Origin of the sequence: Burkholderia sp. HI2500 (assembly GCF_002223055.1) — a bacterium.
Taxonomy (GTDB): domain Bacteria; phylum Pseudomonadota; class Gammaproteobacteria; order Burkholderiales; family Burkholderiaceae; genus Burkholderia.
Genome location: NZ_NKFL01000002.1, coordinates 202,853 through 220,798, shown reverse-complemented (window position 1 = coordinate 220,798; position 17,946 = coordinate 202,853). Strand labels below are relative to the sequence as shown.

General features: G+C 67.6%; 16 protein-coding genes. 4 read left to right on the top strand and 12 right to left on the bottom strand.

What is annotated here, in order from left to right; all coding sequences use genetic code 11:
• Positions 1-3: 3 nt before the first annotated feature.
• From CFB45_RS01100 to flhD, 8 genes are all read right to left on the bottom strand, one after another.
• Positions 4-1,971, bottom strand: coding sequence for a methyl-accepting chemotaxis protein (locus CFB45_RS01100; RefSeq protein WP_089424234.1), 1,968 nt, complete (start codon positions 1,969-1,971; stop codon positions 4-6).
• Between the two features lie 37 nt (positions 1,972-2,008).
• Positions 2,009-2,524, bottom strand: a complete 516-nt coding sequence (gene cheW / locus CFB45_RS01095; protein ID WP_043185043.1) for a chemotaxis protein CheW — start codon at positions 2,522-2,524, stop codon at positions 2,009-2,011.
• Between the two features lie 51 nt (positions 2,525-2,575).
• Positions 2,576-4,819: a chemotaxis protein CheA gene (gene cheA / locus CFB45_RS01090; protein ID WP_089424233.1), complete on the bottom strand. Its 2,244-nt coding sequence runs from the start codon at positions 4,817-4,819 to the stop codon at positions 2,576-2,578.
• A 33-nt stretch (positions 4,820-4,852) separates the two neighbouring features.
• Positions 4,853-5,230, bottom strand: a complete 378-nt coding sequence (locus tag CFB45_RS01085) for a response regulator (RefSeq protein WP_011350594.1) — start codon at positions 5,228-5,230, stop codon at positions 4,853-4,855.
• 24 nt (positions 5,231-5,254) lie between these two features.
• Positions 5,255-6,280 (bottom strand): flagellar motor protein MotB, encoded by a 1,026-nt coding sequence (gene motB, locus CFB45_RS01080; protein ID WP_039346832.1) that lies wholly within the window; start codon positions 6,278-6,280, stop codon positions 5,255-5,257.
• A 13-nt stretch (positions 6,281-6,293) separates the two neighbouring features.
• Positions 6,294-7,154 (bottom strand): flagellar motor stator protein MotA, encoded by an 861-nt coding sequence (motA, locus tag CFB45_RS01075; RefSeq protein WP_011350592.1) that lies wholly within the window; start codon positions 7,152-7,154, stop codon positions 6,294-6,296.
• 168 nt (positions 7,155-7,322) lie between these two features.
• Positions 7,323-7,877, bottom strand: coding sequence for a flagellar transcriptional regulator FlhC (gene flhC, locus CFB45_RS01070; RefSeq protein WP_011350591.1), 555 nt, complete (start codon positions 7,875-7,877; stop codon positions 7,323-7,325).
• A 92-nt stretch (positions 7,878-7,969) separates the two neighbouring features.
• On the bottom strand, positions 7,970-8,290 hold the full coding sequence (gene flhD / locus CFB45_RS39325) for a flagellar transcriptional regulator FlhD (protein ID WP_254600254.1): 321 nt from the start codon (positions 8,288-8,290) through the stop codon (positions 7,970-7,972).
• A gap of 663 nt (positions 8,291-8,953) precedes the next feature.
• Here flhD and CFB45_RS01055 point away from each other — a divergent pair.
• A complete protein-coding gene (locus CFB45_RS01055; RefSeq protein ID WP_046547453.1) occupies positions 8,954-10,018 on the top strand; it encodes a glycosyltransferase family 4 protein in 1,065 nt (354 codons plus the stop codon).
• A gap of 105 nt (positions 10,019-10,123) precedes the next feature.
• Here CFB45_RS01055 and CFB45_RS01050 read toward each other — a convergent pair whose 3' ends face one another.
• On the bottom strand, positions 10,124-10,420 hold the full coding sequence (locus CFB45_RS01050) for an H-NS histone family protein (RefSeq protein ID WP_021162849.1): 297 nt from the start codon (positions 10,418-10,420) through the stop codon (positions 10,124-10,126).
• Between the two features lie 300 nt (positions 10,421-10,720).
• Between CFB45_RS01050 and aqpZ the strand changes: the two genes are divergently transcribed.
• Entirely contained in the window at positions 10,721-11,464 is a 744-nt protein-coding gene (gene aqpZ / locus CFB45_RS01045; RefSeq protein WP_089424232.1) for an aquaporin Z, read from the top strand.
• A 118-nt stretch (positions 11,465-11,582) separates the two neighbouring features.
• Here the strand turns inward: aqpZ and CFB45_RS01040 are convergent, their stop codons facing one another.
• Both CFB45_RS01040 and CFB45_RS01035 read right to left on the bottom strand, forming a co-directional pair.
• Positions 11,583-12,407, bottom strand: coding sequence for a Cof-type HAD-IIB family hydrolase (locus CFB45_RS01040; protein WP_089424231.1), 825 nt, complete (start codon positions 12,405-12,407; stop codon positions 11,583-11,585).
• A 142-nt stretch (positions 12,408-12,549) separates the two neighbouring features.
• Positions 12,550-13,431 (bottom strand): BadF/BadG/BcrA/BcrD ATPase family protein, encoded by an 882-nt coding sequence (locus CFB45_RS01035; protein WP_089424230.1) that lies wholly within the window; start codon positions 13,429-13,431, stop codon positions 12,550-12,552.
• Positions 13,432-13,573: 142 nt separating this feature from the next.
• Between CFB45_RS01035 and CFB45_RS01030 the strand changes: the two genes are divergently transcribed.
• Complete coding sequence (locus CFB45_RS01030) at positions 13,574-14,176, top strand: DNA-3-methyladenine glycosylase I (RefSeq protein ID WP_089424229.1); 603 nt, start codon at positions 13,574-13,576, stop codon at positions 14,174-14,176.
• A gap of 130 nt (positions 14,177-14,306) precedes the next feature.
• On the opposite strand, the gene CFB45_RS01025 is transcribed toward CFB45_RS01030, so the two are convergent.
• Positions 14,307-15,542 carry a PepSY-associated TM helix domain-containing protein gene (locus tag CFB45_RS01025; RefSeq protein WP_089424228.1) on the bottom strand — a complete coding sequence of 412 codons (1,236 nt, stop codon included), beginning with the start codon at positions 15,540-15,542 and terminating at the stop codon, positions 14,307-14,309.
• Positions 15,543-15,768: 226 nt separating this feature from the next.
• Between CFB45_RS01025 and CFB45_RS01015 the strand changes: the two genes are divergently transcribed.
• A complete protein-coding gene (locus tag CFB45_RS01015) occupies positions 15,769-17,892 on the top strand; it encodes a TonB-dependent siderophore receptor (protein WP_089424226.1) in 2,124 nt (707 codons plus the stop codon).
• Positions 17,893-17,946: the final 54 nt, after the last annotated feature.

Here is a 17,946-nt window from a genome sequence, read left to right as displayed (position 1 = left end):
GGTTTAGAAGGTCTCCCAATCGTCGTCGGACGTGCCGGCCGTGGCCGCCGCCGGCTTCTCGCCGTTCAGCGCCGGGCGCACGAGCGCGGGCTTCGCGGCCGGCTTGTCGGCCGGTGCGGCGGTTTTCGCCAGACGCGGCCCGTAGCCGCCCGCGGCCGTGCCGCGGGAAGCCGGTGCATCCTTGTGCGCGTGCGCGCCCGTATCGGCTGCACGCTTCGTTTCATGGCCCGCACCCGATGCAGCCGCGGCGGCGGCACGCGGCGCCGGCGCGGCGCGCCGTGCCGGTTGTGCGGCAGCCTGCGGAGCCGGCAGCGCGGCGACCGGCGCCGCGTCGAAACGCGGCTCCGACGTCAGCGCCGGCGCGGGCTCGTGTGCGACCGGCCGCGCGACACCACGCGACGGCGCGAGCACGATGCCGCCCATCACGCGCCAGCCCGACACGATCGCCTTCATCTGGCGCGTCTGCTCCTCGAGCGACGCCGCCGCGGCGGCCGCCTGCTCGACGAGCGCGGCGTTCTGCTGCGTGACCGAATCCATCTGGCCGACCGCGCGGTTGACCTGCTCGATGCCGGTCGACTGCTCGTCCGACGCGGCGCTGATCTCGCCCATGATGTCGGTCACGCGGCGCACGGCCTGCACGATCTCGTCCATCGTCGAACCGGCGCGCGACACGAGCGCCGACCCGCTTTCGACCTTCTCGGCCGAATCGCCGATCAGCTGCTTGATTTCCTTCGCGGCGCTCGCGCTGCGCTGCGCGAGCGAGCGCACCTCGCCGGCGACCACCGCGAAGCCGCGGCCCTGTTCGCCCGCACGCGCGGCTTCGACCGCCGCGTTCAGCGCGAGGATGTTGGTCTGGAACGCGATGCCTTCGATCGTGCCGATGATGTCGACGACCTTGCCCGAGCTGGCCGCGATGTCCTGCATCGTCGACACGACCTGGCCGACCACTTCGCCGCCCTGCGTCGCGATGTCCGATGCGTTCACCGCGAGCTGGCTGGCCTGCCGCGCGTTTTCCGCGTTCTGCCGCACGGTGCCCGTCAGCTGCTCCATGCTCGACGCGGTTTCCTGCAGCGATGCGGCCTGCTCCTCGGTGCGCTGCGACAGGTCGGTGTTGCCGGTCGAGATCTCGCGCGCGCCGACGTCGATCGACTCGGTACCGCGATGCACGGCCTGCACCATCGTCGTGACGGCGTCCTGCATCCGCTTGATGCCGCCGAACAGGCGGCCGATCTCGTTGGTGCTGAACACGTTGACCGGCTGCGTGAGGTCGCCGCCGGCGATGCGCTCGAAGTGCGCGATCGCGTCTTCCAGCGGCTGCACGATCAGCCCGCGCAGCGCGAAGCGGATCGCGATCACGACGACGAACGCGATCGCGATGCCCGCCGCGATCAACCCGATCATCAGCGAGATCTGCGATTGCGTCGTGGCCTGGCGATCTTCCGCGCGCTTCTGCAGCGACGCGACCACGGCCGCCGCGGCCTGGTCGTACGCGACGAACATCGGGCTGATCTTGGTATCGGCGACCGCGTGGTACGCGGCCATGTCGCCCGCGCGCGCGGCCGCGAACTCGGGCTCGACGCCTTCCTTCACGATCGTCGCGTAGCGGGCGGCCAGGTCGTCGACGAGCGCCTGCTCGATACCGAGCTTCGGCGTCGCCTGGAACGCCTGCCAGTTCTGGTTCGACTTTGCGTACAGCTCCTGCGCGCGGTCGAGCACCTTGGCCGCTTCGGCCGTGTTGCCGGCTTCCGTCAACGAGCGGAAGCGGTCGAGCGACACGCGTGCGCGCAGCAGGTACGACGACGTATCGTCGAGCGAGTGGATCGCCGGCAGGTCGACGTGCGCGATCGCGTCGAGCGAGCGGCTCGCGTGATTCAGCGCGACCAGGCCGAGCCCGCCGACGGCTGCGGCCAGCGCCACGAGGATGAGTCCGACCGCCGTGAGCGTCGTGCGGATCGACCAGTTTTGCAACATTGCAGATTCTCCCGAAATTCCTGCGCGCGCGGCGCGCTTACCCGCCGAGCGTCTCGATCAGCGCCATTTCACGGCTCGACATCAGCTTCTCGATGTCCATCAGGATCAGCATGCGGCCGTCGACCGTGCCGAGGCCAGTCAGGTACTCGGTCGTCAGCGTCGCGCCGAATTCCGGCGCCGGCATGATCTGGTCGGTCTGCAGCGTCAGCACGTCCGACACGCCGTCGACCACCATCCCGACCACGCGATGCGCGACGTTCAGGATGATCACGACGGTCTGGTGGTCGTACTCGACGCGGCCGAGATGGAACTTGATCCGCATGTCGACGATCGGCACGATGATCCCGCGCAGGTTGATCACGCCCTTGATGAACTCCGGCGCGTTCGCGATGCGCGTGACGCTGTCGTAGCCGCGGATTTCCTGCACCTTCAGGATGTCGATCCCGTATTCCTCGTCGCCGAGCGTGAACACGAGGAATTCCTGGCCCGTCGCGTCGCCTTGTTCCGCGTCGCGGCGGCTCGTCGCCGCGTTCGCCGCGGCCGGATTGATCATTTGGACTTCAGCAGACACGTTTGCCCCCAATCGGTTGAATGGCGAGTGACATCAGAACATCGCGAGCTCGGCGCCGGCACGGGCGCCGTGCATCGCACGGGTTTCGCGGTTCAGCGCCGCGACGTCGACGATCAGCGCGACGCTGCCGTCGCCGAGGATGGTCGCCGCCGAGATGCCGTGCACCTTGCGGTAATTGGTTTCGAGGTTCTTCACGACCACCTGCTGCTGGCCGACCAGCTCGTCGATCAGCATCGCGAAGCGGCGCCCCTCGGTTTCCATGATCGTGACGATCCCTTGCGTCGGGTCGGTGCGCGCGTCGTCGACCGAGAACACCTCGTGCAGCGCGACCAGCGGCAGGTATTCGCCGCGCACGCGCACCACGCGCTCGCCGTTGCCGACCGTGTAGATGTCGTCGTTCGACGGCTGCAGCGACTCCATCACGAAGTTCAGCGGCAGGATGAAGATCTCGTTGCCGACCTTCACCGACATCCCGTCGAGGATCGCGAGCGTCAGCGGCAGCACGATCCGCGTGGTCGTGCCGCGGCCGGCCACCGACGTGATTTCCACGTGGCCGCCCATCGACTGGATGTTGCGCTTCACGACGTCCATCCCGACGCCGCGGCCCGACACGTCGGTCACCGTCTCGGCGGTCGAGAAGCCCGGCGCGAAGATCAGCTGCCAGACTTCGTCGTCACTGATGTTGTCGGACACCTGCATGCCCTGTTTCGCGGCCTTCGCGAGGATCCGCTCGCGGTTCAGGCCCGCGCCGTCGTCGCTCACCTCGATCACGATGTTGCCGCCGTGATGCGCGGCCGACAGCACGAGCTGGCCCACGGCGTCCTTGCCGGCGGCCACGCGCTTGTCGACCGTCTCGATCCCGTGGTCGAGGCTGTTGCGCACGAGGTGGGTCAGCGGATCGATGATCCGTTCGATCAGGCTCTTGTCGAGCTCGGTCGCCTGGCCGAACGTGACGAGCTCGACCTGCTTGCCGAGCTTGCCGGCGAGGTCGCGCACGAGACGCGGGAAGCGGCTGAACACGTAGTCCATCGGCATCATGCGGATCGACATCACCGCTTCCTGCAGGTCGCGCGCATTGCGCTCGAGCTGCGCCATCCCGTTGAACAGGCGGTCGTGCAGCGCCGGATCGAACGCGCTCGCGGTTTCCGCGAGCATCGCCTGCGTGATCACGAGCTCGCCGACCAGGTTGATCAGCTGGTCGACCTTCTCGACACCGACGCGGATCGAGCTGCCTTCGGCGCCCGATGCCGCCGCGGCGGCCGGGCGGGCGCGCTTGTCGTCGTGATGCGCGGCGGCCTGCGGCGCGTGGTCGGCGTGCGCCGCCGGCTGGGCCGGCTGCGGCGCTTGCGCGGCGGCGGCGGCCGGCTCGGCGGGCGCGGCCGGTGCCGATGCCGCCGGTTGCGGTGCCGCGGCCTGCGGCGCGAATACCTCGGCGCGCGCCGGTTGCGCGGCGGCGGCCGGTTCCGCGGCCGGCACCGCGGCGTCCTGCGCGGCCGCCGGTGCAGCCGGCGCCGTGCCGCGCCCGACGCGGATCTGGCTTTCGTCGATCACGAAGCAGCACACGGCGACGATGTCGTCGGACGGCACGTCCGATTCGACCCACAGCGTCAGGTCGGCGCCCACTTCCTCGCGGCCGACGATCCGGCCGAGGTTGCCGAGTTCTTCGGTGAGCAGTTCGCGATCCTTTGCATCGACGCCCACGAGCGTGATCTTCAGGTGCGGGCCGCCTTCGCCTGCGTCGCCCGCCGGATGCGCAGCCGCGACGGCCTGCTCGATCACGTGGTCGGGCACACGATCGTCGGCGGCAGCCGGTTCCACGGCCGGCGCAGCCGGTGCGACGACAGCCGCGACCGGCGCCACGGCGGCGGCAGCCGGCGCAGCCGCGCCGCTCTCGGCCTTCAGCCGTTCGAGCTTCGCGCAGATCGTCGCGGCGGCGGCCGCGTCCGGTTCGGCGCTCGCGCGGTAGTCGACGAGCTGGTCGGACAGCACGTCCTTGGTCTCCAGGAACGCGTCGACCATTTCCTTGGTCAGCGTCAGCTCATGGTTGCGGGCGCGGTCGAGCAGCGATTCGAGGATGTGCGTCGTATCGGTCAGCGCGGAAAAGCCGAACGTCGCCGCGCCGCCCTTGATCGAATGCGCGGCGCGGAAGATCGCGGCCAGATCCTCGGGGTCGGGCGAACCGACGTCGAGGTTCAGCAGCAGCTGCTCCATCTGTGCGAGCAGCTCGTCCGCTTCGTCGAAAAATGTCTGGTAGAACTGAGTGATGTCGAGAGTCATGCCCGGTCCCGGGTTGAATGCGTCGCGTGAATGTCAGGAGGCGGCCGGCTCGGACAGCGTCGCGACCAGGTCGACCAGCACGGCGGGGTCGATCGGCTTCTCGATCCAGCCGGTCGCGCCCGCGTCGCGTGCGGCGTCCTTGAACGCGTCGCTGCCTTCGGTCGTCAGCACGAGGATCGGCGTTTCCGTATAGGCGGTCAGCTTGCGCAGCGCGGCGATCACTTCCAGCCCGCTCTTGCGCGGCATGTTCTGGTCGGTCAGCACCAGGTCGTACGGCACGGTGGCCGCCAGGTCGAAGCCGGCCTCGCCGTCCGGCGCCACCGTCACGTCGTAGCCGGCCTGCATCAGCGTTGCCTGCAGCAGCGCACGCATGGTCGCGGAGTCGTCGATGGCGAGAATGGTTCGGATCATGTCTGTCTCGGAATCTCGTAAACGTCAGGGTTTCGGCACGGCGACGGCGGACGCCGCGAGCGCCGGGCGCACGGCCGGCGCCGGGGCCAGCTGCTGCGCGAGCTGCTGCGAGCCGGCCGCATCGGCCGACAGCGTCGTGGTCGTCGCATCGTCGCGCATCAGCGCCTCTTCGGATTTGCGGTTCAGCACGATCACGCTGATCCGGCGGTTTTCCGGATCGAGCGGGTCGGCCTTGTTCAGGTTCTGGGTCGACGCGAGGCCGAGCACGCGCAGCACTTTCGCCTCGCCCATGCCGCCCGCGATCAGCTCGCGGCGCGACGCGTTCGCGCGGTCGGCCGACAGCTCCCAGTTGCTGTAGCCGCCCTCGCCGCCCGCGTACGGCACGGCGTCGGTGTGGCCCTGGACGATGATCCGGTTCGGCACGTCGTTCAGCGTCTTGCCGATCTCGCGCAGGATGTCGCGCATGTACGGCTCGACGTGGTCGCTCGACATCGCGAACATCGGCCGCTTCTGCGAATCGACGATCTCGATGCGCAGCCCCATCAGCGTGGAATCGATGCGGATCTGCTGCTTGAACTGGCGCAGCGTCGGGTTGGCCTCGATCGCGGCCATCAGCTTGATCTGCAGGTCGTGCAGGCGCGCCTGCTCGAGCCGGTCCTGCGCGGCCTGCGCGTTCTGCGCCTGCGAGCGGGAATGCTCGTCGCCCATCTTCGCGAGACGTTCGGCGAGCTGCGTGGTGCCGTCGGTGCGGCGCAGCGTGCCGGCGTCGACGCTCGACAGGTCGCGGCCGCCGCCGTTGATGATGCTGGAATCCTGCGAGCTGCGGTCGCCGCTGCCGAACAGCGCGGCCTTCAGCGGCGTGTTGAAGTATTCGGCGATCCCCTTCAGCTGCACCGGCGTGACCGAGCTCAGCAGCCACATCAGCAGGAAGAACGCCATCATCGCGGTCATGAAGTCCGCGTATGCGAGCTTCCATGCGCCGCCGTGGTGGCCCTTCTTCGCCGGGGCCACCCGCTTGACGACGATTGCGCGATCCTTGCTCTTGCTCATTGGGCGCTCCGCGTCACTTCGCCTTCACGCGGCGCACATGTTCTTCGAGTTCGGAGAACGACGGGCGCTCGGTCGAGAACAGCACCTTGCGGCCGAACTCGACCGCAATCGCCGGCGCATAGCCGTTCAGCGTCGCGAGGATCGTCACCTTGATGCACTGGAACATCTTGGTCGACTCGGCGACGCGCTGCTCCGCGAGGCTCGCGAGCGGCCCGATCAGCCCGTACGACAGCAGGATCCCGAGGAACGTGCCGACCAGCGCCTGCGCGATCATCGCGCCGAGCACCGCGGGCGGCTTGTCGGCCGACGCCATCGTGTGCACGACGCCCATCACGGCCGCGACGATACCGAATGCCGGCATCGCGTCGCCGACACGCATCAGCGCATGCGCGGGGCCTTCGCCTTCCGCGTGGTGCGTCTCGATCTCCTCGTCCATCAGGCTCTCGATCTCGAACGCGTTCATGTTGCCGCCCACCATCAGGCGCAGGTAGTCGGTCAGGAATTCGACGATGTGATGATCGGCGAGGATCTTCGGGTATTGCGTGAAGATCGGGCTCTTTTCCGGATCGTCGATGTCGGCCTCGAGCGTGAGCGTGCCTTCCTTGCGTGCCTTCGCGAGCAGCACGTAAAGAAGCGCCATCAGCTCCATGTAGACATCCTTCGTGTATTTCGAGCCCTTGAAGAGCGTCGGCAGCACGCGCAGCGTGGCCTTGATGGTCTTGCCGCCGTTGCCGAGGATGAACGCGCCGACGCCGGCGCCCACGATCATCAGGATCTCGACCGGCTGGATCAAGGCGCCCAGATGCCCGCCTGCCAGCGCATAACCGCCGAAGACGGACAACAGCGTCACGAGTGTTCCCACGATAATCAGCACTGCCTGTCCCTCACGAATGACCGGCGGGGAGACCGCCGTTAATCAGGTTTACGGCAGTCGGCAGGAAAACTTTCGCGGGCGGCCAGGCGGCGGCCCGACGGTGTTTACCAGCAATTCGCAGACGATTCGCGCCATCCGGCGCGGCCTGAGCGCCCCGCCCGGCGCTGCTCAGGCCGCGGCAGCGGCCAGTTCGGCGCGCGCGGCGGCGGCCTTGCGGGTCTTGCCCGCGCGCGACGGCGGCTGGCAGAGGCCGCAGACGAAACCTTGATGCGGATCATGCGCATGCGCGACGAAGTGGCCGCCGCAGCGCGTGCACGGGGTCATCTGCAGCATCCCCGAATCGAAGAAGCGCACGAGCGTCCACGCGCGCGTGAGGCTCAGCGCGGCCTCGTCGCCGGACAGGTTCACGTGCTCCTGATAGAGCCGGTACGCCTTCACGATCGACTGGATCGGCTCGCAGCGGCCGTGGTCCTGCATGAACCGGTAGATGTTGTAGAACAGCGACGAGTGGATGTTCGGCTGCCACGTCATGAACCAGTCGGTCGAGAACGGCAGCATCCCCTTCGGCGGCGACACGCCCTTCAGTTCCTTGTACAGCTTGATCAGACGGTCCCGCGACAGGCTCGTCTCCGCTTCCAGCAGCTGCAGCCGGGCGCCCAGTTCGATCAGTTCGATGGCGAGGGTGATTTCCTTCACCTCGATCACGACGCTTTTGCTTGCCATGGTGATAACCGTCCGCTTGACGTTATTCGGATGGATGGCCAATACGCTGCCCACCGGCGCGGCACGCCGGGACAAACGCAAGGCGGGATGGATCAGCGGACGCCTTCGACCTGCTGCCCGGCCATCAGGATGGCCGAGTGGGCGTGCGCGACGACATCGCTGCGGCCCTTGTCGGCGAGCGACGAGAGCAGCGCGTGATCATCGAAGCGGAAGCGGCACAGCATCTGGTTCGACGCAGCCAGCTTCACGGTCTGTGCGAGCGTGAGGCTGGCGAGCACGTCGGCGAGTTCCTGGGAAATGCCCATGCGGAACATGCCCATCGCTTTGTCTTCCCGCAGCAGGCGTTGCGCGAGGAGGAGGTACGACAGGTTGACCTCTTTGATCTCACTGAGCATTTCGCTGGTAGCGCTCATGATTCCCCCGTTAAAGAGCTTTGCTTTGGCCATTCGTGTTATGAAAACGTTTGCTCGATCAGGGCGCTCTTGGCGCTCAGTCGGCTCGTTTATAGTCTTACAGGGCGAATTTTGGCCAAACGGCATGTGCGCCGGTATCAGCGAAGTGGCGTATGCCGCGCAGGATTTGTCTGTAAACCGTGTAGGAATTTTTCCGACAAAGCGAATTGAAAGACTCAATCGGGGAAGCGGCTGGCAGCGCGGATTCGGCTGTGATGTGTCCGATGGCCTCCGTGCAGTCCTGGAAGGCTTGCCGGCAAGGCTGCCAGCAATCGGATCGGTAAAAATTATAGTGCTTTTTCACGAAGACGCAACAATAGTTGCGTCTATCTCTATTTCTGTTTCCGCACCCTTTTTATCGGGGTTTTCGCGTATTTCATCGTGTAACAAGCCTTAAGTGTTTGAAAAAACACTCGAACCCCTCAGGGCGATATCGATAATGGACTCCAATGGGCGGCGGCGCGAGCCGTGCCGGCCCGCCCCGCAGCTTGCCGTCCGAAGCCCCGCGCACCCCGCCCAGGGCACGGCCACGTACCGCCAACCGCGTACGCCGGCGAGTTCCGCAACGTTGCACGGGACCCGCGTCGGCGCCACCGCGCCCCGGGTCGAAACAGGAGAACATCCATGCGAATTGCCCAGATCGCGCCGCTTTACGAAGCCGTTCCGCCGAAACTCTACGGCGGCACCGAGCGTGTCGTGTCCTACCTCACCGAGGCGCTCGTCGATCTCGGCCATGACGTGACCCTGTTTGCCAGCGGCGACTCCGTCACGTCGGCCCGACTCGAGGCGGCCTGGCCGCGCGCACTGCGGCTCGACCCGTCGATCCGCGATTCGATGGCGCCCCATATGCGGCTCCTCGAAAAGGTCGCCCGGGTCGCGCACGAATTCGACGTGCTGCACTTCCACCTCGACTACCTGCCGTTCCCGCTGATGTCGCGCCTCGACACGCCGTACGTGACGACGCTGCACGGCCGCCTCGACCTGCCGGAACTGCAGCCCGTGTTCGATGCGTTCCCGGACGCGCCGGTTGTGTCGATCTCGAACAACCAGCGCAAGCCGCTGCCGCAGGCCGCGTGGGCCGGCACCGTGTATCACGGGCTGCCCGACACGCTGCTCACGCCGCAACCGGGCGTGAAGCCCGAATACCTCGCGTTCCTCGGCCGGATCTGCCCGGAAAAGCGCGTCGACACCGCGATCCGGATCGCCGCGCAAAGCGGGCTGCCGCTGAAGATCGCCGCGAAGGTCGACAAGGCCGACGCCGACTACTTCAAGGAAGTGATCGAGCCGCTGCTCGACCAGGCGCACGTCGAATTCATCGGCGAGATCAACGAGGCGCAGAAGCCCGCGTTCCTGTCCGGCGCGAAGGCGCTGCTGTTCCCGATCGACTGGCCGGAGCCGTTCGGCCTGGTGATGATCGAGGCGATGGCCTGCGGCACGCCGGTCGTCGCGTTCAACCGCGGCTCGGTGCCCGAAGTGATCGAGGACGGCGTGACCGGCTTCATCGTCGAGGACGTGCAGGGCGCGGTCGGCGCGCTGCACCGGATCGACAGCCTGTCGCGCACCGCCATCCGCGAACGTTTCGATACGCGCTTCAGCTCGAAGGCGATGGCGCAGCGATATGTCGAAACTTACGAATCGCTTTGCACGGGAGCCCGTCAACCGGCATTGCGCCGGGTCGCCGGCGCCTGACACGGAATGCCGCAAGGAAATATGCCGTAATCCAATCCGCGCCGAAATTGGCGCGGATAACAAAAGAGCCGCATCTCGATGCGGCTCTTTTGTTTGGGCTTTCGGTCATTCGATGAGGAAACGATCGCGGTTTTTACCGACGATCCAATTCGGCGGCTTGCCACGCCCGCTCCAGGTCGCGCCCGACTTCGGATCGCGGTATTTCGGGGGCAGCGGCGCCTTCTTCGGCGGACGCCCGCGCTTCGCTCGCTCCGCGAAGCCCAGATCCTGGGCAGTCAGCCCATATTCGGCAATCTTTTGCTGGACTTCCGCAATCACCGCCGCCACTTCCTGGCGGCGCACATCGTCCGCCTGGGCCTGCAGATCGGCGATCTGCGCCTTGAGCTTCGCGTATTGAGACATTTTTTGACTCCCCTTTTCGATGATGCGGCCCCGGCGAATCCGGCCGGGACACCAACATCCGTTACGCCATCCGCACTGCCGCCCTGCCCTTTGAAATGAATGCTGTCATCTTTAACCGATTCGACTATATCGAGAATGCGGACTTATTCTAATAAAAGGCATTCGTCAGCTATTCAAATTTAACAATCGTTGACCCTCCCCGACCCGATTCATTTCCTATAATCCAGACCAATTCCGGGTGACGGTTTAAATCCGTCGCGTCGTCCGGTTGTCTTCAATCGACTTGAACGAGGTCCTTACATGAATCTTTCTCAGCGTCTCGCTGCAGAGGTATTCGGCACGTTCTGGCTGGTGCTCGGCGGGTGCGGAAGCGCCGTGCTGGCCGCCGCCTTTCCGGGCCTCGGCATCGGCTTTGCCGGCGTCGCACTTGCCTTCGGCCTGACCGTGCTGACGATGGCATTCGCAATTGGCCACATTTCGGGCTGCCACCTGAATCCGGCGGTGAGCGTCGGCCTGACGGTCGCCGGCCGCTTCCCCGCACGCGATCTCGTGCCGTACATCGTCGCGCAGGTGGTCGGCGCGACGCTCGGCGCGTTCGTGCTGTACCTGATCGCGACCGGCAAGCCGGGCTTCGACGTCGTCGGCAGCGGCTTCGCGACGAACGGCTTCGGCGAACGCTCGCCCGGCCACTACGCACTCAGTTCGGCGTTCATTTGCGAAGTCGTGATGACGGGCTTCTTCCTGTTCGTGATCCTGGGCGCCACCGACAAGCGCGGCGTGCCGGCCGGCTTTGCGCCGATCGCGATCGGCCTGTGCCTGACGCTGATCCACCTGATCTCGATCCCGGTCACCAACACGTCGGTGAACCCGGCCCGCTCGACCGGCCCCGCGCTGTTCGTGGGCGGCGATGCGATCGGTCAGCTCTGGCTGTTCTGGGTGGCACCGATCATCGGCGCGGTACTCGCCGGGATCATCTATCCGCTGGTCGCGGGGCGTGACGACGCCGTCGACCTGCTGCCGGCATCGGCTCGCACAAGCGAATAAAACACTACGGGGTCAAGCGAGCAGAGCAGCGAGCCTCACGCTGTCGAAGAAGATCGAGGCAGGTCATTTCGACGGGCGCCACTGGCGCCCGTTTTTCATTTCCGCGCCGGCAGCGCGCTCAGGAGGCGGCGACGTTGTCTTCGAGCGAGAACAGCGTGCGCAGGTGACGGGCGACGCCCGAATCGAAGTTGTTGCCGATCCGCGGGATGTGCGGGAGCCGCGCGATCAGGTCGGGATTCGCGTTGTTCATCATGAACGCGTGGCCGGCGGTTTCGAGCAGGTCGATATCGTTCATGTTGTCGCCGAACGCGATGCAGTGGCCGGTGTCGACGCCGAGCCGTGCGAGCACCGAGCGCAGCGCGCGGCCCTTCGACACGTTCGCGGTCATCACCTCGAGGCAGTCGGGCAGCGAGTACGTGACGTACAGCGCATCGCCGAAGCGCACGCGCATCTGCTCGGCGACGACCGCCAGATCCGCCGGATCGCCGATGTACAGCACTTTCGCGATATCCGCGCCGTCATGCGCGGGCATGTCGATCACGTCGTAGCGGAAGCCCGAATCCTGGTGGAATTCGAGCAGGTGCGGCGCATCGCGGTCGATCAGCCAGCCCTGGTCGGTGAACAGGTTGACGATCACGCGGCCATGCGCGCCGACGACATCCGGCTGCACGAGGCCGCGGACGATCGCCGGATCGATGTCCTGCGCGTGGATCGTCGTGTCGTCCGGTGCATGCACACGCGCGCCGTTCGACGTGATCAGGTACGGCCGGATGCCGAGCACGTCGCGAATGCCGGCGACGTCCGCGTAATGGCGCCCGGTGGCGATCACGAACTGCAGGCCGTCGCGGTCGAGCCGGCGGACGGTGTCGATCGTGTACGGATCGAGCTGGTGGTCGCTGTTCAGCAGGGTACCGTCGAGATCGGTGGCGATGACTTTGTACATGGGACGGAAGAATGGCGCTCAGGGCTCTGCGGAACGGCCATTCTAACGTCGTGCCCGGTTGCCCGCCGGACGGTTCCCGGTCGATTGCCGCCAGCGGCGCGGTTGCGGTGCGCCTCCATCCCCCCCCCCCCCCGAAACGCCGTCAGCCCCCTTCCGCCGCCCGCAACGCCTGCAGCGCGAGCCGCAGCGCGCCGTGCGCGGAATCGTCGAGCGGCGCGCGCAGCCGGACGGCATGGCGTGCCGGCACGGCCGGAGCGAGGGCGTCCGCCAATCCGCCGCACAGCGCAACCGGCAGCGCCCGCTGCGGATCGAGCGCGTCGATCATCTTGCCGATCTCGTCGCCCGCCTGCGCGATCAGCGCGGCCGCGACCGGATGCGCACGATGCGCGAACACGATCGGCGCAAGCCGCGCGTAGATCGTCTGGTTCGCATCGCACGACCACTGGACGAGCGCGTCGCGATCCTGCGCGCCCGTTTCCGCGAGCAGCGCGGTGGCGAACGCATCGCGCGGCACGCGGCCGTCGAGCGCCTGCTGCGCATACGCGAGCGCGCGCACGCCGAGCCATGCGCCGCTCGCCTCGTCGCCGGACGGGAAGCCGAAGCCGCCGGCGATGCGGCACGCGCCGGCCGCATCGAGCGCCGCGGCGATGCTGCCGGTGCCGAGCGCGACGATCAACCCCGGCGCGCCGCCGTGCGCGCCGACGACGGTCGTATACGCGTCGCTCTCGACCGCGAGCGCGCCGAGCGGTGCCTGCGCGCGGAACGCGGCCAGCCACGCCGCATTGTTGACGCCCGCGAGCCCGCAGCCGAGCGCGCACTGCGACCAGTCGAATGCATGACCGGCCTGGGTGAATGCATCCGCGCAGGCTGCGCCGATCGACGCCCACGCGCGCTCGATGCCGAGCCCGAGCCCTGACGGGCCGCCGCGCCCCTGCGCGAGCTCGCGCCCGTGCCGGTCGGCCAGCACCGCGCGCGTGCCCGTGCCGCCGCCGTCGATGCCGATCGCAAAAAGTAATGCCGCCATGCCTTCATCCCGCTGATTCGAACAGGCGCCAAGCTTAACCGGATCGGCGCCGCGCGCCCATCTGCCGTTCGGCCGGCTGTTCCGTGAAAAGGGCTTCCGCTATGCTGACGCGATCGAATCGATACGAAATGCGAGGCAGACGATGTCGCAGCGGTGCAACTGGGTGAAGACGGAAGCGGATGCTCACTATCACGATACCGAGTGGGGCGTGCCGTCGCACGACGATCGCCACCTGTTCGAAATGCTGATCCTGGAAGGCGCGCAGGCCGGGTTGTCGTGGTCGACGATCCTGAACAAGCGCGCGGGCTATCGCGAAGCCTTTGCGGATTTCGACGTCGATGCCGTCGCGCGCTTCACGCCGAAACGCATCGAGAAGCTGCTGGAGAATCCCGGCATCGTGCGCAACCGCGCGAAGGTCGAATCGGCGGTCACCAATGCGCGCGCCGTGCAGCGCATCCGCGAAGAGCATGGGTCGCTCGCCGCGTTCCTGTGGTCGTTCGTCGGCGATACGCCGGTCCAGAACGCGTGGCAGTCGTACCGCGACGCGCCCGCGTCGACCGAACAGTCCGACGCGCTCAGCAAGGCGCTGAAGGCGTACGGCTGCAAGTTCGTCGGTTCGACCATCTGCTATGCGCTGATGCAGGCCACCGGCATGGTCAACGATCACGAGGTCGGTTGCCCGTGCCACGGGCAATGCGCGGCGCTCGGCGGCAAGCCGCCCGCACGCCGGCGCAAGGCGGGCTGACGGCACGAGGCGGGCCGACGGCGCGAGGCAGGCCGACGGCGCGGGCAGCTGCCGACCGACCGCCGGTCCCCGCGGCCCAACGCGGGTTACGCCGCCCGCTCACCGCTCACGAAGCGCTGCGCGCCACCCCTCACCTTGCGGCGCGCGACGCCGCCGGCGCAACCGAGCGCGTGCTGCGCGCGGCCCGCACGCGGGCGCTGCGCTTCTTCACCCAGATGCAGATGCCCGTCACGCTCAGCATCGCGATGACGATACCGAGCGCGCTCACCGCGGCACGCCCCGCGACGCCGGCGATCCGCCCCGAGTGCAGCGGAAACTGCGCCTGCATGAACAGGTCGCCGGCCGAGCCACGGCCCGGCACCTGGGCGGCGACGGGCTTGCCGGTCACAGCGTCCCAGTAAAGCCACGCATTGCCGAGCCCGACGTCGCCGTGATCGTTGCCGGGCGTGAAGAACCCGACCGCATAGGCATTCATCGCCGGCGCGAACAGCAGCGCGCCGGGCGGTGCGGCGAAACCCGCGTCGCGCCCGGCCGCACGCGCGATCTCGACGATCCGCTCGCGCGGCAGGATCGTGCTGCCCGGCGCGGCGGGCGGGAAATGTTCGGGATTCGTGTACGGCGTCTCGGCCAGCGGCGACACCAGCGATACCAGCGGCCGCACGACGGGCACGGCGAGGTTCATCGAGATCGACGTGACCGCGACGACCAGCAGCAGCCCCCACACCCACACACCGCCCGAGCGGTGCAGGTCGAACACCAGCGGATAGCCGCCGCGGCGCACGCGGAACGCGAACGACTTGCGCCAGCTCTTCGGGTTCGGAAACGCGAGCACGAGCGCGATCAGGCAGTCGATCGCCCACACGATGCCGACGACGCCCATCACCCAGAACCCGAAGTTGATCCCGCCGTACACGGGCAGGAACAGCGAATAGTGCAGCCGGTAGATGAACGGCATCAAGTCGAGCCGCGCGACCGACAGCGCGCCCCATTCGCGGCGGCCCTGCACCGCGCCCGTCGCGGGATCGACGGCGATCTGGCTGAAGCCGAGCGCGTACGGCTGGCCCGTTGCCGGGTCGGTGCGCGGCATCACGCCCGCCTGCAGTGTGTGGCCCGGCTCGATCGCGAGCGGCAGATAGGTCACCTGCACGCGCGGGTCGGCGGCCTCGATGCGCGTCGCGAGCGCGAGCGGATCAAGCGGCGCCGCATCGCTGCGGGCGGTGTAGAAGTCCGGGTTCAGTGCCGCGTCGAGCTCGTGATCCCACGCGATCAGCGCGCCGGTAAGGCCCGCGACGAACAGGAACAGCGCGATCGCGAGGCCGAACCAGCGGTGCAGGCGGACGAGAAACGGTCGCAGGAACGCGTTCATCGCGCGCCCTGGGAAGGGAAAGCGGGCCGGCACGAGCGGCCCCGGTTCAACGGGATGCAGGTCATTTGCGGTCAGGCGCCGCGCCCGAGCCGGCCGGCCGCCGCTGGCGAGGCCGGATGCCCTTGCACGCGGCATGGAATTGTTGCGCGTTCGACGGGTTTTGATACGATGCGCAACATTTTATCGCAATGCGAATGATTCTTACTTGCATTTTTACTTACCCGTCATGACCGTCAGCCTCGCCCGTCCTCCTGTCCGCCCACGTCGTGTGGCCGCCGCCCTTGCCTGCCTTGCCGCGTCGCTCGCGCACGCGGACGATTCGCCCGGCGGCGCCACGGCGCTGCCGGCCATCAACGTCACCGCTGCGCATGACTCGCCGCAGCACCTGACCGACACGCTCTCCACCGGTGCGCTCGGCACGCGCCGCCAGCTCGACACGCCGTTCTCGACGACGATCGTCACGTCGGAGGAGCTCGAGGCACGCCAGCCGTACAAGCTCGGCGACGTGTTCGCGAACGACGCCTCGGTGTCCGACAACAGCGGCGCGTACAGCGCATGGGCCAGCTACATGACCGTGCGCGGCATGCAGCTCGACTGGCAGAACGGCTACAAGATCGACGGGCTGCCGTTCGTCACGTACGGGATCACGATGCCGTACGAACAGCTCGACCGCGTCGAGCTGCTGAAGGGGCTCGGCGGGTTTCTGTACGGCTTCGTGACGCCCGGCGGCGTCGTCAACTACGTGACGAAGCAGCCGGGCGTCGAGCCCGTGCGCAGCGTCGACGTCGGCTACCGGAGTACCAACGTGTGGACCGAGCACGTCGATCTCGGCCAGCGCTTCGGGCCGAACGGCATGTTCGGCGCGCGGCTGAACGCGACGCACGAGGAAGGCAAGACGTACAACGACGGCAACATCCGCCGCGACAGCGTCTCGCTCGCGCTGCAGGCGAACCTGACGCGCGACCTGTCGGTGACGCTCGGCGCGCTGTACCAGGACCGCCGCACGACGGGCCAGACGCCGTCGATCTTCACCGGCAGCTACCCGGGCGGCGCGCTGCCCGCGACGATCAGCGGCGGCACGACGAACCTCGGCGGCAAGGACCAGTACCTGAACACGAACCTGCAGCTCTACACGGCCGGGCTGCAATACCAGCTCGCGCCCGACTGGCAGCTCGACGTCGCGTACAGCTACAGCAAGGCGACGCGCCGCCGCAACGAAAGCACGCTGTACCTGCAGGACGCGGCCGGCAACTACACCGACAGCCGCTACGTCGGGATGGAGGATCACCGCTTCAGCCAGTGGCGCGCGATGGTCGAGGGCAACGTGCGCACGGGCCCGTTCAGCCACCAGATCGTGCTCGGCGCGTCGTGGCAGAAGCAGGCGAACGACTATTCGGCGAACAGCGTGTTCGTGCCGCTCGGCGCCGGCAACCTGTATGCGCCGAACCCATACCGCTACGACAGCCCGCATGGCTTCATCCAGTACCGCACGAGCGAGATCGTGCAGAAATCGCTGTTCGCGAGCGACACCGTGCAGCTCACCGAGCGGTGGTCGGTACTCGCCGGCGTGCGCTACATGAACTACGAGCAGCGCTCGTTCCAGGCGAGCGGCGCCGAGGATCCCGGCTACCGCCAGAACGGCGTGGTCACGCCGACGTTCGCGGTGATGTTCAAGCTCGCGCCGACCACGACCGCTTACGCGAGCTACGCCGAATCGCTCGAGCCCGGCAGCCGCGTGAACGACGTCTACGCGAACGCCGGCCAAGTGCTCAAGCCGCTGCGCAGCAAGCAATACGAGCTGGGGATCAAGAGCGAGCACGCGCGCTGGAGCGCGACGGCCGCGCTGTTCCGCATCCAGCGCAGCGCCGAATATGCGAACGCCACGAACGTCTACGTGCAGGACGGCGAATCGATCATCCAGGGGATCGAGTTCGGTGCGCGCGCGAAATTCGGCGCACGCTGGAACGCAGGCGTCGACGCGATGCTGCTCGACGCGTGGTACGCGAACGGGATCGGCAACAACGGCAACCGTGTCGCGGGCGCGCCACGTTTCGTGCTCGCCGGCGACCTCGGCTATGCGGTGCCGGGCGTGCCGGGGCTGATGCTCGGCGTCGACGCGAAATTCACCAGCGCGACGCCGCTGCGCGCGGCCGGCGGCCTCGACGCGCCGGGCTTTCTGGTCGTCAACGCGGGCGCGCGCTACCTGACGCGGGTCGGCCGCCACGACGTGACGCTGCGCGCGTCGATCGACAACGTGCTGAACCGCCGTTACTGGGAATACCAGTACGCGGACTACGTAAAGCCGGGCGACCCGCGCACGGTGAGCCTGAGCGCGAAGATCGACTTCTGAACGGCGAGCCGGCGGCCGCAAACCGCGGCCGCCGGCCGCCAGCCATTGGCCGGA

Coding starts and splice junctions, on each gene's coding strand:
- CFB45_RS01040 (WP_089424231.1), bottom strand. CDS start 12,407: ATGTACAAAGTCATCGCCACCGATCTCGACGGTACCCTGCTGAACAGC.
- cheA (WP_089424233.1), bottom strand. CDS start 4,819: ATGACTCTCGACATCACTCAGTTCTACCAGACATTTTTCGACGAAGCG.
- CFB45_RS01015 (WP_089424226.1), top strand. CDS start 15,769: ATGACCGTCAGCCTCGCCCGTCCTCCTGTCCGCCCACGTCGTGTGGCC.
- CFB45_RS01035 (WP_089424230.1), bottom strand. CDS start 13,431: ATGGCGGCATTACTTTTTGCGATCGGCATCGACGGCGGCGGCACGGGC.
- CFB45_RS01025 (WP_089424228.1), bottom strand. CDS start 15,542: ATGAACGCGTTCCTGCGACCGTTTCTCGTCCGCCTGCACCGCTGGTTC.
- CFB45_RS01100 (WP_089424234.1), bottom strand. CDS start 1,971: ATGTTGCAAAACTGGTCGATCCGCACGACGCTCACGGCGGTCGGACTC.
- CFB45_RS01085 (WP_011350594.1), bottom strand. CDS start 5,230: ATGATCCGAACCATTCTCGCCATCGACGACTCCGCGACCATGCGTGCG.
- CFB45_RS01050 (WP_021162849.1), bottom strand. CDS start 10,420: ATGTCTCAATACGCGAAGCTCAAGGCGCAGATCGCCGATCTGCAGGCC.
- cheW (WP_043185043.1), bottom strand. CDS start 2,524: ATGATCAATCCGGCCGCGGCGAACGCGGCGACGAGCCGCCGCGACGCG.
- motB (WP_039346832.1), bottom strand. CDS start 6,280: ATGAGCAAGAGCAAGGATCGCGCAATCGTCGTCAAGCGGGTGGCCCCG.
- CFB45_RS01030 (WP_089424229.1), top strand. CDS start 13,574: ATGTCGCAGCGGTGCAACTGGGTGAAGACGGAAGCGGATGCTCACTAT.
- flhD (WP_254600254.1), bottom strand. CDS start 8,290: ATGAGCGCTACCAGCGAAATGCTCAGTGAGATCAAAGAGGTCAACCTG.
- flhC (WP_011350591.1), bottom strand. CDS start 7,877: ATGGCAAGCAAAAGCGTCGTGATCGAGGTGAAGGAAATCACCCTCGCC.
- aqpZ (WP_089424232.1), top strand. CDS start 10,721: ATGAATCTTTCTCAGCGTCTCGCTGCAGAGGTATTCGGCACGTTCTGG.
- CFB45_RS01055 (WP_046547453.1), top strand. CDS start 8,954: ATGCGAATTGCCCAGATCGCGCCGCTTTACGAAGCCGTTCCGCCGAAA.